Here is a 15,249-nt window from a genome sequence, read left to right on the forward strand (position 1 = left end):
GCGTGGATGTGGACCGGCCGGTCGCCCGAGGCGTCCGGGTCCTCGACCCGCACCTGAACCTGGACGCCACCCGACTCCGGCAGCACCAGCGGCGCCTGCAGCACCAACTCCCGCAGCAAACCGCAACCCACCTCCTGGCCTGCCCGCAGCACCATCTCCACCAACGCCGTGCCCGGCACCACCACATGCCCCGACACCACGTGATCAGCCAGCCACGGCTGCGCACCCACCGACAGCAGACCGGTCAGCACAACTCCGTCGCCCTCGGCCAACGCCACCACAGAACCCAGCAGCGCATGCCCCGCGCCCTCGATACCTAGCGCACCCGCATCCCCGCCGAACACGCCCGGCTGCGGCCAGAACCGCTCCCGCTGGAACGCATACGTCGGCAGGTCGACCACGCGGCCGCCCCAACCGGTGAACACGGCCGTCCAGTCGACTTCGGTGCCGGTGGCCCATAGGCGGCTGATCGCGGTGAGTGCGGTGTGGGTCTCGTCGCGGTCCTTGCGCAGGACGGGGATGAACTCGGCATCGCTGGTGGTGTCCTGGACCATGGCGGACAGGACGCCGTCAGGTCCCAACTCCACATATCGCGTCACGCCCAGCTCAGCAGCAGCCGCGGCTCCGTCCGCGAAACGGACCGCGTTCCGCACCTGGTTCAGCCAGTACTCCGGCTGCTGCATGACGCCGGTTTCGGCCACCGCACCGGTCAGGTTCGACACGACCGGGATCCGTGCCGGTTTGAACGTCAGTCCGGACAGGACAGTCGCGAACTCCTCCAGCATCGGTTCCATGAGGGCGGAGTGGAAAGCGTGCGACACGGACAGCACGTTGAACCGCAGGCCCCGCTCGGCGCATTGGGCCGCGTACCGCTCGATGGCCGCGGCATCGCCGGAGAGGACCACGGACCGGGGGCCGTTGACGGCGGCGATGTCCAAGCCGGAGTCCGCGACGTCGGCCTCAGCCGCCTGGACTGCGAGCATGCCACCGCCCTCGGGCAGCGCCTGCATCAACCGGCCGCGTTCGGCGACCAGGGTGCACGCGTCGTCCAGGGACAGGATCCCGGCAACGTGCGCGGCGACGATCTCGCCCAGGGAGTGGCCGAGCAGGACGTCCGGGGTCACTCCACAGGATTCCACCAGCCGGAACAGGGCGACCTCGAGGGCGAACAGGCCTGCCTGCGCCCACATGGTGTGGTCCAGGTCGACACCGTCGGTGAGGACGTCGCGTAGTGGGCGCTCCAGGCGGACGTCGAGCCGTGTGCAGACCGTGTCGAAGGCTTCCGCGAAGACGGGGAACTGTTCGTACAGGCCCATGCCCATGCCGGGGCGCTGCGAGCCCTGTCCGGTGAACAGGAACGCGGTCCGGCCTTCACCGGCGAGGCCTGTGGCGAGTGTGGAGTCCTCTGCCAGCACCGCACGGTGCTCCAGCGCGGCTCGGGTGGTCGCCAGGGACCAGGCGACGTCCACCGGATCCAGCTCCGGTCGCTCGGCCGCGAAGGACCGCAGCCGCTCCACCTGCGCCCTCAGAGAGGCTTCGGACTTCGCCGACACCACCCACGGCACCTGCCCCGGGGGGTAAGTCCGTACAGGCTCCTGAGTCGGTTCCAGCTCCGGAGCCTGTTCCAGAATCACGTGGGCGTTGGTGCCGCTGATGCCGAAGGAGGAGACTGCGGCGCGTCGTGGCCGGTTGTCGGTCTCGGGCCAGGGGCGTGCTTCGGTGAGGAGTTCCACCGCGCCGGCGGTCCAGTCGACCTGGGGGGTGGGCTCGTCGATGTGCAGGGTGGCGGGCATGAGTCCGTGGCGCATGGCCATGATCATCTTGATGATGCCGGCGACGCCGGCGGCGGCCTGGGTGTGGCCGATGTTCGACTTGATCGAGCCGAGCCAGAGGGGTCCGTTGCCCTCACCACGGTTCTGGCCGTAGGTGGCCAGGAGTGCCTGGGCTTCGATCGGGTCACCGAGCCGTGTTCCGGTGCCGTGGGCTTCGACGACGTCGACGTCCGCGGTCGTCAGCTGGGCGTTGGCGAGAGCCTGGTGGATGACGCGTTGCTGGGAGGGGCCGTTGGGTGCGGTGAGGCCGTTGCTGGCGCCGTCCTGGTTGACGGCGCTGCCCCGCATGACGGCGAGGATGTGGTGGCCGTTGCGCTTGGCGTCCGACAGCCGCTCGACCAGCAGCAGGCCGACGCCTTCGGCCCAGCCGGTCCCGTCGGCGGTGGCGGCGAAGGATTTGCAGCGGCCGTCGGAGGCCAGTCCGTCCTGGCGGTCGAACTCGGCGAACGCGCCCGGGGAGACCATCACGGTGACGCCACCGGCGAGCGCCAGGTCGCATTCACCTGTCCGCAGTCCCTGTGCGGCCAGGTGCAGGGCCACGAGGGAGGACGAGCACGCGGTGTCCACCGTCATCGCCGGGCCCTCCAGCCCGAAGACGTAGGCGAGGCGGCCGGAGATCACACTGTTCGCGGTGCCGGTCAGCAGGTGTCCCTCGGCGCCTGTCACCCCGGTGCCGTATCCCGACGAGGACGCTCCCGCGAACACACCCACCCGCTCACCACGGAGCGAGCGGGGGTTCATGCCGGCTGATTCGAGGGTCTCCCACGCCGTTTCCAGGAGTAGGCGCTGCTGGGGGTCCATGGCGAGGGCTTCTCGGGGGCTGATGCCGAAGAGGGCGGCGTCGAACTCGTCGGCGTCGTGGACGAACCCGCCCACCGCGGCGGTTGCGTCGACCAGGCCGGTGGGCCAGCCCCGGTCGTCGGGGAACGGAGTGATCCCGTCCGATCCGGTGGCGACCAGATCCCACAAGTGTTCCGGCGACGTCACACCGCCGGGGTAGCGGCAGGCCATGCCCACGATCGCCACCGGCTCGTCGCTTCCGGTGGTGAGCACGGGCCGGGACACGTCGGGCTGTGCTGCGGACCCGTCAAAGAACTGTGACAGCAGGTGGTCGCTGAGAACGGTCGGGCTGGGGTGGTCGAAGACCAGGGTCGCAGGGAGCGACAGTCCGGTGTCCGTGGTCAGCAGGTTGCGCAGCTCGACCGCCATGAGCGAGTCGAAGCCCAGGTCCCGGAACGCCCTGCCGGGCTCGACCGCTTCCGCGCCTGCGTGTCCCAGTACCGTGGCGGCCCGGCCGCGCACCAGATCCAGCAGGATCCGTGCCCGTTCCACGGGAGGTGCGTCCAACAGCTGCTGCAGCAAAGCTGGTTCGGCGCCACCGCTGGATGTGGTCTTGAGTGCGTCGGCTGCTTCGGGGAGGTCGGAGAGCAGGGTGCTGGGGCGGGAGGAGGTGAAGGCCGGGGTGAACACCGACCAGTCCATGTCGGCGACGGTCACGCACGATTCCTGGCCGTCCACCGCTGCCGCCAGGGCCCGGACCGCCAGGGCCGGATCCATCGGCAGCAACCCACGCCGCCGCAGTACCTGTTCGGTCTCGCCCTGGACCGCCATCCCTGCCCCGGCCCACGGGCCCCACGCCACCGACGTTCCCGGAAGCCCACTGTCGTGGCGGTGCTGCACCCAGGCGTCGAGGAAGGCGTTGCCTGCTGCGTAGGCGGCCTGGCCGCCGCTGCCCCAGGTCGCGGCGATGGAGGAGAACACCACGAACAAGTCCAGCGGCAGATCGCCGGTCAGCTCGTCGAGGTATCTGGTTCCGTCGACCTTGGCCCGCAACACCGACGCGAACGCATCCGCGGTGACTCCTTCCAGCCATTGCGGGACGTCGAGTCCGGCCGCGTGCACGATGCCGGTGAGCGGCCACTGTTCCGGGACACCGGCGATCACTGTGGCAAGGGCGTCGCGGTCGGCCACGTCGCAGGCGGCGACCGTGACCTGTGCGCCCAGCCCGGACAATTCCTCAACCAGGCCTTCAGGTGCCACGCCGCCACGGCTGGTCAGCACCAGGTGCGGCACACCCCGGCCCGCCAGCCAGCGGGCCACCTCCGTGCCCAGGGCGCCGGTGCCGCCGGTGACCAGGACGGTTCCCGAGGGCTGCCACCCCTCGCCGACCACAGCCGCCGGCACCGCACGTGCCAGCCGCCGGCCGTACACACCGGACCCGCGCACAGCGACTTGGTCCTCACCAGCCTCACCAGCCAGGACGCCCACGAGCCGGGCACCGGCCCGGGCGTCCATGACCTCGGGAAGGTCGACCAGACCGCCCCAGCGTTGTGGGAACTCCAGTGCCGCGACCCGGCCCAGACCCCACACCGCCGCCAGGTCCGGGCTCTCCAGCCGGTCCGAACCGCCCACCGACACCGCACCACGCGTCAGCACCCACAACGGCGCCGTGACCTCGCTCAGCCCTTGCACCACGGCCAGCGTCTCCGCCCACCCCGACGCGGACAACACCACACCCGCCACATCAGGCAGACCCGATATCTCCTCGACCGGGACACTGACCACGGTCGCGCCCGCAGCCTCCAACGCGGCGGACACCTGCGGGTCCTCGGTACCGACGACCGCCCACACCCCGGTCAGCACCGCCGACGACGGCAGACCGTCCAGCGGCCTCCAGGTGACCCCGTATCGCCACGAGTCGAGCGTCGACCGTTCCCGGTGACGCCGCCGCCACGCGGACAGTGCCGGCAGCGCCGACTCCAGACCCGCGAGTTCCTGCAGATCCTCGCGCTCGACCGCGTCCCAGAACGCGGCATCGACCAGGTCACCGCCAGTGCCCGTTGCGGACGGCAGTGAAACGTCCGGCCAGAACCGTTCCCGCTGGAACGCATAGGTCGGCAGGTCGACGACCCCGCCGCCCCAACCGGCGAACGCCGCAGGCCAGTCGACGTCGACTCCGGACGTCCACAAGCGGCTGATCGCGGTGAGCGCGGTGTGGGTCTCGTCGCGGTCCTTGCGCAGGACGGGGACGAACTCGGCGTCGGAGGTGGTGTCCTGGGCCATGGCGGACAGGACGCCGTCGGGGCCGAGCTCCACATACCGTGTCACGCCGAGCTCAGCGGCAGCCGCGACCCCGTCCGCGAAACGGACGGTGTTCCGCACCTGGTTCAGCCAGTACTCCGGCTGCTGCATGGCGTCGGCCTCGGCGATGGCTCCGGTGAGGTTCGAGACGACCGGGATCCGGGCCGGGTGGAATGTCAGGCCGGTCAGGACGGTCGCGAACTCGTTGAGCATCGGTTCCATGAGGGCGGAGTGGAACGCGTGCGATACGGACAGGACGTTGAACCGCAGGCCGCGGGCGGTGCATTGGGCTGCGTAGTGCTCGATGGCTTCGGTGGTGCCGGAGAGGACTACGGAGTTGGGGCCGTTGACGGCGGCGATGTCGAGGCCGGAGTCCGCGACATCGGCCTCGGTCGCCTGCACCGCCAGCATGCCTCCGCCGGTGGGCAGTGCCTGCATCAGCCGGCCGCGTTCGGCGACCAGGGTGCATGCGTCGTCCAGGTCGAGGATTCCTGCGACGTGCGCGGCGGTGATCTCACCCAGGGAGTGGCCGAGCAGCACGTCGGGGGTGACGCCCCACGATTCGACGAGCCGAAACAGTGCGACCTCAAGAGCGAACAGCCCGGCTTGTGCCCATGCTGTCTGTTCCAGGTCGGTGCCGTCGGTGAGGACGTCGCGCAGGGGGCGTTGCAGCCGTATGTCGAGGCGGGCGCAGACTGCGTCGAAGGCTTCGGCGAACACTGGGAACTGCTTGTGCAGCCCGAGTCCCATGCCGGTTCGCTGGGAGCCTTGTCCGGTGAACAGGAACGCGGTCCGGCCTTCGCCCGCGACACCCGTGGCGAGGGTCGTCTCCCCGGCCAGCACGGCGCGGTGCTCCAGCGCGGTCCGGCTGGTCGCGAGGGACCAGGCCACGTCGACGGGTTTCAGCTCGGGCTTTTCGGCCACGAAGGACCGCAGCCGTGCGATCTGGGCTCGTAGGGCGGTGTCGGACTTCGCCGAGATCATCCACGGAACCAGTCCTGGTGCCTGCTGTGTCGGAACAGTCGGCTGGGGTTCCGGGGTGGGGGCTTGTTCGAGGATGACGTGGGCGTTGGTGCCGCTGATGCCGAAGGAGGACACTGCGGCGCGGCGGGGCCGGTTGTCGGTTTCGGGCCAGGGGCGTGCTTCGGTGAGGAGTTCTACCGCGCCGGCGGTCCAGTCGACCTGTGGGGTGGGTGCGTCGATGTGGAGGGTGGCGGGCATGAGGCCGTGGCGCAGGGCCATGACCATCTTGATCACACCGGCGACGCCCGCGGCGGCTTGGGTGTGGGCGATGTTGGACTTTACGGATCCGACCCAGAGGGGTTCGCTGCCTTCGTCCCGGGTTTGGCCGTAGGTGGCCAGGAGTGCTTGGGCTTCGATGGGGTCGCCGAGGCGGGTGCCGGTGCCGTGGGCTTCGACGACATCGACGTCCGCGGTCGTCAGCTGCGCGTTGGCGAGAGCCTGCTGGATGACGCGTTGTTGGGAGGGGCCGTTGGGGGCGCTGAGGCCGTTGGAGGCGCCGTCCTGGTTGACGGCGCTGCCGCGCAGGACGGCGAGGATGTGGTGGTTGTTGCGGTGGGCGTCGGAGAGGCGTTCGACGAGGAGGAGGCCGACGCCTTCGCCCCAGCCCATGCCGTCGGAGGAGGCGGCGAAGGATTTGCAGCGGCCGTCGGAGGCGAGTCCGCCCTGGCGGTCGAACTCGGCGAACACGCCGGGGCTGGCCATCACGGTCACACCCCCGGCCAGCGCCATGTCGCACTCACCGGTACGCAGGGCTTGTGCGGCCAGATGCAGGGCGACCAGGGATGAGGAACAGGCTGTGTCGACGGTGATCGCGGGGCCTTCCAGGCCGAACGCGTAGGAAACCCTCCCCGACATGACGCTGGTCGCGTTACCGGTCAGCAGGTGGCCTTCGGCGCCCTGCGGCATCTGTGTGCCGGTGCCGTAGCCGGACGCGGTGCCGCCCACGAACACGCCGGTCGAAGACCCGCGCAGCCTGCCGGGGTCGAGAGCTGCCGACTCGAACGCCTCCCACGCTGTTTCGAGCAGGAGCCGTTGCTGTGGGTCCATGGCGAGGGCTTCGCGGGGGCTGATGCCGAAGAGGTCGGCGTCGAACTCGTCGGCACCATCGAGGAACGCACCCCAGCCGGCGATCGAGGCGGGCCAGCCACGGTCCGCCGGGAACGGGCCGACTGCGTCGCCCGCACTCTCGACCAGGTTCCACAAGGATTCGGCGGAGGTCACACCGCCGGGGAAGCGGCAGGCCATGCCCACAATCGCGACCGGCTCGTCCGCAGCCACGGACACCGCGACCGCGGGGGCCGTCACCCTCGGTTCCCCGTCTGTGAGTTCGGCCAGGAGGAACTCTGTCAGTACGAGTGGGGTGGGGTGGTCGAAGACCAGGCTGGCGGGAAGCCGCAGGCCCGTGACTGACTGCAGGCGATTGCGGATTTCTACGGCCATCAGGGAGTCGAAGCCCAAGTCCCGGAACGCCCGGCCCGCCTCCACCGACTCCGATCCGGTGTGTCCCAGGACCGCCGCCGCGTGCGTGCGCACCACGCCGAGCACCAGCTGCCGACGTTGTCCGGCGTGCATCCCGTCGAGCTGCTGTCGCAGACCGGCCGACCCGGCATCCTTCTCCGGCGACACCGGCGTGTCCGGCGCGGCGGTGGCTTCCGGTAGTTCGGTGAGGAGCTGGCTGGGGCGGATCGCGGTGAACGATGCGGCGAAAGCAGACCAGTTGATGTCGGCGACCGTGAGTCCCGACTCGTCGGCGTCGACGGCTGCCGCGAGTGCCCGCAGAGCCAGGGCCGGATCCATCGGCGACATGCCGCGCCTGCGCAGGAGCTGCTGCGTGTCGCCTTGGACGGCCATTCCGGCGCCGTCCCAGGGTCCCCAGGCCACCGACGTTGCGGGCAGGCCCCGCTCGCGGCGGTCCTGTGCCCAGGCATCGAGGAACGCGTTGCCAGCTGCGTAGGCGCCTTGGCCCGCGCCGCCCCAAATGGCGGCGCCGGAGGAGAACACAATGAACAGGTCCAGCGGCAGGCCGGCCGTCAGCTCGTCCAGGTGCACGACGCCGTCGATCTTCGCACCGACCACCGCGGCCGTCGTGTCCCGATCGGCCACCTCCAGCAACTGCGCATCCCCGACACCAGCCGCATGCACCACACCCGTGAGCGGCCACTCGGCCGGAACACCGGAGATCACCTCAGCCAGCGCATCCCGGTCGGCGACATCGCATGCGACGACGCTGACACGAGTGCCGAGCGCGGCCAGCTCTTCCACCAAGCCCTCCGGCGCCATGCCGCGGCGGCTGGTCAGCACCAGGTGCGGCACACCCGTGCCCGCTAGCCAGCGCGCCACCTCCACACCCAGCGCACCGGTACCGCCGGTGACCAGCACCGTCCCCGAGGGCTGCCATCCTTCATCCGCCACAGCCGTCGGCACCGCACGTGCCATACGGCGGCCGTACACCCCGGAGCCGCGGACCGCGACCTGGTCCTCGCCACCGTCGGCAGTCAGGATGCCCACGAGCCGGGCACCGGCGCGTGCGTCCAGGACCTCGGGCAGGTCGATCATGCCGCCCCAGCGTTGCGGGAACTCCAGGGCAGCGACCCGGCCCAGACCCCACACCGCAGCCTGCACCGGATCGACCACCCGGTCAGAGGCGCCCACAGCGACCGCACCCCGCGTCGCCACCCACAACGGCGCGTCGACCCCCGCATCACCCAGCGCCTGCAACAGGACCGTCAGATGGGTGAGTTCGTCCGCGACCACGCCGCCACCGGCAGCTCGGGCGGCTGAAGCCGACCCGGCCACCAGCACGACACCACGCACGTCCCGGACCTCGGCGATCCGCCCGGCCAGAGCGGCACGGTCCGACACCGCCTCCACCGGCAGGCCCACCACCTCGGCACCCGCACCGGTCAACGCCCCGGCCACATCGCTGCCTTCAGGCCCCACCACCAACCAGGTGCCCGACAGAGAGGTGTCAGGCACAGTGTCCAAGGGCTTCCAAACGACCTGGTAGCGCCAGGTGTCGATGACGGACCTCTGCTGTCGTTCCCGGCGCCATGACGCCAGCGCAGGAACCACCGACCCCAGCAGTTGCGGGGCCTCCGACAGCTGGAGCGTGCCCGCGAGCTCGTCGAGATCACCGCGCTCCACGGCGTCCCAGAATCGGGACTCGACCGGATCCACCACCCCGGCGCTCTGGGCCGACGGCGACGGGACGTCCAACCAGAACCGCTCATGCTGGAACGCATATGTCGGCAAAGAGACTTGGCGGCCGGTGAGCACCGCAGTCCAGTCCACGTCGACGCCTGCCGTCCATGCCTCGCCCAGGGAAGTCAGGACGCGGCGCATCCCGCCCTCGCCACGCCGCAAGGTGCCCAGCACCACAGCCTCGACACCGACCGCGTCGATGGTCTCCTCGACACCCACCGTGAGAACCGGGTGGGCGCTGACCTCGATGAACGTGTGCTTCCCCTGCGACAGCAGGGAACGGACCGCGGTTTCGAACTCGACCGTGGAACAAAGGTTGTCGAACCAGTACTGCGCGTCCAGACCGCCCTCGACGGGGCTGCCCGTCAGCGTGGAGATCATCGGAATCGTGCCGACGGCAGGGGACAGCCCGGCCAGATCCGCAAGGATCCGCTCCCGCACTTCCTCCATCCGCGGCGAGTGCGACGCGTAGTTCACCGCAATGCGGCGCGCGCGGATTTCCCGCTGTTCGCACTCGACCATGAGCGCGTCGAGGGTTTCGGCGTCACCTGAGACCACGGTGGAGGACGGGCCGTTCACCGCTGCCACCGACACGTGGCCCGTCCAGCCCGAGACCAGGTCCTCGACCGTCTCCCGCCCCGCCGCAACGGCGACCATGCCGTCCTCGCCGGCCACGGCCATCAGTACCTTCGACCGCAGCGCCACGACGCGTGCGGCGTCGTCCAACGACAGCCGGCCCGTCACACAGGCAGCGGCGATCTCACCCTGCGAATGACCCACGACCGCGGACGGCACCACACCCGCAGACCGCCACACCTCCGACAGAGCGACCATGACCGCCCACAGCACCGGCTGGACCACGTCCACTCGGTCCAAATCACCGTCCTGCAGGACGACGTCGGTCAGAGACCAGTCCACAAACGGGGCCAGTGCCGTCTCGCACTCGGTCAGCCGCTCGCGGAAGACGGGCGAGGTGTCCCACAGCTCGTGTGCCATGCCCACCCACTGCGAGCCCTGGCCCGGGAACACGAACACCACACCACCAGAACCCGCAGCAGACCCGACGGCCGTGGGCAGGGCAGCCAGCAGCTCGTCCCGGCTCTCGCCGACGACCACCGCGCGGTGCTCCAGCGCCGCCCGCGCCGTCGCCAGCGACCACCCCACATCCACCGGATCCAGCCCCGGATCATCGGCGACATATGCCCCGAGCCGCTCCACCTGCGCCCGCAAAGCCGCCTCGGACCGTGCCGACACCACCCACGCAGACACACCAGGCTCGCTGGTCTTCCCAGAGGCCTCAGCCGGCTCGGACTCCGGAGCCTGCTCCAGAATCACATGCGCATTGGTGCCGCTGATTCCGAACGACGAGACCCCCGCTCGGCGCGGCCGGTCCGCCGCAGGCCACGGGCGCGCCTCGGTGAGCAGTTCCACCGCACCCGTCGACCAGTCCACCTCTGGCGACGGCTCATCCACATGCAACGTCGCCGGCAGCACACCGTTCCGGAGTGCCATCACCATCTTGATCACGCTTGCGACACCTGCCGCGGACTGCGTGTGCCCGATGTTCGACTTGACCGAGCCGAGCCACAGCGGTTCACCGCCGTCGCCCCGCTCCTGGCCGTACGTGGCCAGCAGCGCCTGCGCCTCGATCGGGTCGCCCAGACGCGTGCCCGTCCCATGGGCCTCGACGGCGTCGACGTCCGCACCGGTCAGCCGGGCGTTCGCGAGCGCCTGCCGGATCACCCGCTGCTGCGACGGACCGTTCGGCGCCGTCAGGCCGTTGGACGCGCCGTCCTGGTTGATCGCACTGCCCCGCACCACCGCGAGAATCTCGTGACCGTTGCGCTGTGCGTCCGACAGCCGCTCCAGCAGGAGCAGGCCGACGCCTTCGCCCCAGCCCGTCCCGTCCGCGGCCTGCCCGAACGACTTGCAGCGCCCGTCGGCCGCCAGTCCGTCCTGCCGGTCGAACTCGACGAACATGCCGGGGCCGACCATGACGGTGACACCGCCGGCCAACGCCATGTCGCAATCGCCGGCCCGCAGGGCGAGTCCGGCCAGGTGGAGGGCGACCAAGGAGGAGGAGCAGGCGGTGTCGATGGTGACGGCGGGGCCTTCGAGGCCGAAGGTGTAGGAGACGCGGCCGGACGCGACACTGGTCGCGTTGCCCGTCCCGCGGAACGCCTCGCCGGCTTCGGGCAGTGGTGCGTCGCCGTAGCCGGAGGTGGCCGCCCCGGCGAAGACTCCGATACCGCGACCCTTCAGCGAACGCGGGTCCAGCCCGGCCGTCTCGAACGTCTCCCAGGCGGTCTCCAGGAGGAGACGCTGCTGCGGGTCCATGGCGACGGCCTCGCGGGGCGAGATGCCGAACAGGCCGGGGTCGAAGTCGGTGGCGTCGTGGACGAAGCCGCCCATCGCCGCCACGTCGGCGGGCAGTTGGGAGGACCAGCCGCGGTCGGAGGGAAACGGCGTGATGCCGTCCCCGCCCGTGCTGACCAGACGCCACAGGTCGGAGGGAGAGCGCACGTCCCCGGGAAGCCGGCAGGCCATCGAGATGATGGCGATCGGCTCGGTTTCCCGGTCCTGCGCCGACTGCAGGCGGCTGCGTGTGTGGCGGAGATCAGCCATCACGCGCTTCAGGTACTCGACGTACTTCTCTTCATTCTCCACCCGAATCCACCTTACTTCCGGGGCAGTGGGTAGAAAGGTCAAGCCAGACCCCAACAGCCCTCTGTGACCCAGCAGCCAAGAGCTGCAGAGAACGGAGACCGGGATTAGATTAGGAGGTCAATGTGCCAATTCGACAACCCCTAACGGACCCCTGACCGTCCGCGGGAAATGAATTCCTGGCGAATGGCGGAATGATGGAACGGCGAAACGGCGAAGCGGCGGAACGGCGAAATCACGGAATCATGAAATCGCGGAATGGCGGAATTGTGATTCAGTAGGGACGGGTCAGGGGATGTCAGGCGGATTCGTATTCTTCGCGACGGCTGCCGGAAGTGTCCGCGGTTTCTCCGCCGTCCCGCGCCGCCACGTCGCCCGCGCGGCCGGAGGAAAGCCGGACGGCCTTCGTGAACAGCGTGAGGCCGATCGCGATCATCACCAACGCGACCGCCCAGGACCAGGGGTGGGGCGTGTAGAGAGCTAGGAACCAGACCTTCACCTGGACGTCGAAGATCAGGAAGAGCAGGGGCACCAGACCTTGCGGGAAGAGCGCCAGGCCGCCGAACACCCAGGACAGGAGTGCGACCACTTCCTGGCGCTTGGTCAGTTGCGGCTTGACCCGAGGCCCTGCGCCCGACGTCCCTGCGCCCGATGTCCCTGCGCCCGACGTTCCGGCGCGCCCGGTCCGCATGAGGACGAGCAGTTCGGGGCCGTTCGCGGTGAGCCGGTCGGCGGCGACCCGGCCCAGCCATCGGGCGAGCAGGGCACCGGTGGCCACACCGACCGGGACGCCGAGCCAGCTGACGACGGGGTTGTCGAGGACGGTGCCGAGGGTGACGAGGCCGGCCGCCGGCAGGGCGGGGAGGAGGGCGGCGAAGAACAACATGTTGGACGGCCCGGTCGTGTCGGCCCGGTCGAGCGGGCTGTCCGGGCGCTTGTGGGCGTCGGGGCCGGGCACGAGGGCCGTGACCGAGGCGTACGCCATCATGCCGATGCCGCCGCCGAGCAGGGCCGGGACGAGCGCGGCGACCCAGGGCCAGGCCCAGGAGTACCCGCTCAGGGCGGTGAACACGACGGTGACGACGACGGTGAGCGGGCCGAACAGCAGCAGGCACGCCCATTGCCGGCCGCGGACGTCGGCGCGCTGGCTTCCCGTGGTGAGGGTGAGCCACAGGCCCGTACCGTCCTGGCTGTACAGGTTGTAGGCGGTCGCGACGAGCATCACCGGCAGGGCCGGGCCCGCCCAGGGCAGCAGCGCCCCGGTGTGGAAGGTGAGCGGCAGCAGTGCCGTTCCCAGGGCCCAGGCCACAGGGGTGACCGCCATGGTGACGCGTTGCGGGTCCCGCAGCCACGTCCTCAGTTCCTTCCGCAGCACCGCCCCGGTCGCGCCGGACAGAGCGCCGCGCACAGGTGCCGCCCGGCGGGCGCTCCCGCGGACGACCGAACGGCCGCTACGGGCACGGCCGAGAGCACGGCCCCAGGCGGCCAGCAGCAGCGCGCACAGGGCGAGGAGTCCGGCCAGGGCGCCGAGCGACTGCCACCAGTCGCCGCGGCCGGCGGCGTCGACGGCGACGACGCCCCACCCGGACGGGACGGCACGGATCGCGGCCGACACGAAGGTGGAGAAGCCGGTCTCGGTCACCCGGGAGGAGACGACGGCCACGATGAGCATCCAGCCGGACTGGGTGAGCACCAGCATCGCCGCGAACAGCAGACCGGTGACGGCAGCGCCGAACCGGGAGCCGGCGACCGCACCGAACAGGGCGTGGGTGACCCTCGAGAGCAGGACCACGAAGGCCAGTTGCGCGGCGGCGGCCGGGACCGACACCAGGGCCGGCCCCACGCCGGTGCGGACGCCGTGGACGACGAGGCCGAGGAACGCCAGTGCGGTCACCACGGTGGTGATGCCGACGAGCCCGGCCGCGAGCAGCCCCAGGGCGAGTCGGCGGCGGGGGAGCGGCAGCAGCGCGAAGTGATCGCTGCGCAGAACCGCGGAGCCGCCCCACAGCGGACCGACCATCCAACCGAGCGTCCAGATCAGGTACGTCGTGGCGAGCAGGTCGGCGACCAGACCCGGCGTGTCGAGCCGCACGAATGCCAGGGCGACGGTGGCAGCGGCGAACGCCAGGCCCAGGACGGCGCCGACGACCATCCAGACGGCCTTGCCGCCGGTCATGGAGTTGCGGATGATCCGCAGCTTCATCCGTATCAGGACGCCAGCCACGACAGGCCCTCTCCCGTTGTCGCGGCGGCCCCGACCAGGCGGACGAAGGCCTCCTCGAGTGTGCTGTCGCCGCGCACCTCGTCCAGAGGCCCGGCGGCCACGACGTCGCCGCCGGCCATGACGGCGACCGTGTCGCAGAGTTGCTCGACCAGGGGCATGACATGACTGGACAGGACGGCCGACCCGCCGGACGCGACGAAGCGCTGCAGAATCGTCTTGAGCGCGACGGCCGAGACCGGGTCGACCGCCTCGAACGGCTCGTCCAGTACCAGCAGCCGCGGCCGGTGCAGCAGCGCGGTGGCGAGGCCGATCTTCTTGCGCATCCCGGTCGAGTAGTCGACGACGAGGGTGCGTTCGGCCTCGGTGAGCTGCATGACCTCCAGCAGCTCGTCGACACGCCCGGTGAGTTCGGTCGGCTCGATGCCGCGCAACTGGCCGATGTACGTCAGGACTTCACGGCCTGTGAGCCGCTCGGGCATCGACAGGCCGTCGGGCAGCACGCCCAGCACGGACTTGGCCCGGACCGGGTCGGACCAGACGTCGACGCCGAAGACCTCGCAGCGGCCGCCGTCCGGGCGCAGCAGGCCCACGGCCATGGACAGGGCCGTGGTCTTGCCGGCGCCGTTGGGCCCGACGAGGCCGAAGAAGGAACCCTGAGGGATGGTCAGATCGACGTGCCGGACGGCGACGTTGTCACCGAACTCCTTGTGCAGGCCGATCAGCCGCAGCGCGGGCGGCTCGCTGCCTGGGGCGGATCCCGGATCGTCGGCTTTCTGCTCCGTCACTTCCCGTTCCTTCCTGATAGCACCGGCCGGTCCCCGTCGGGCCCAGCCTGGCAGGGCGCGGCGGCGAGGAGAGGTGAACAGGCGGAAGGGGTTCCGGATGTTCCCGGCAGCACACGTACCGTGGCGCCGCGGGCGCCGCTGGAGGACCCTACCCGGCACGACGCCCCTACCGAGTACCCCTAGAACTCCGGTGGAGGACAGTGATCTTCCTGGTCGCGCACCCGGCGGTCACCACCCGCGGCAGGCGGCCGCACGGCCCCCGCCAGGAAAGGCGCGCCGGCTCGGCGGCGTGCCTTTCCGGAAGTTCACGCCAGGCACGTAGGGGCTGGTCAGACTCCCAATAGGGGTTGGTGCTCCGACAGGGCCTGGTTAGGGTCGGGTGCCGACCCGGATCACGGCAGCGGTATCCATGGCGCATTCAGAGGTAGTTGGAGTTTCC

The 15,249-nt window shown here is 70.5% G+C and carries 3 protein-coding genes (1 of these 3 running past the window's edge); all 3 read right to left on the minus strand.

The genetic code is table 11. The features are described from left to right. On the minus strand, nucleotides 1-11,804 hold the 5' end (the start) of the coding sequence (locus OG257_RS32620) for a type I polyketide synthase (RefSeq protein WP_329213242.1). 22,039 nt of this gene lie to the left of the window's left edge; the window shows 11,804 of its 33,843 coding nt (coding positions 1-11,804); its start codon is at nucleotides 11,802-11,804; its stop codon lies beyond the left edge, outside the window. A gap of 295 nt (nucleotides 11,805-12,099) precedes the next feature. Continuing rightward, complete coding sequence (locus OG257_RS32625; RefSeq protein WP_329213244.1) at nucleotides 12,100-14,025, minus strand: hypothetical protein; 1,926 nt, start codon at nucleotides 14,023-14,025, stop codon at nucleotides 12,100-12,102. Continuing rightward, the gene (locus OG257_RS32630; protein WP_329213246.1) at nucleotides 14,010-14,810 is read right to left on the minus strand and encodes an ABC transporter ATP-binding protein; all 801 of its coding nucleotides are present in this window, start codon (nucleotides 14,808-14,810) and stop codon (nucleotides 14,010-14,012) included. Before OG257_RS32630 ends, OG257_RS32625 begins: the two co-directional genes overlap by 16 nt. Nucleotides 14,811-15,249 lie beyond the last annotated feature (439 nt).

Source organism: Streptomyces sp. NBC_00683 (assembly GCF_036226745.1).
Classification (GTDB): domain Bacteria; phylum Actinomycetota; class Actinomycetes; order Streptomycetales; family Streptomycetaceae; genus Streptomyces.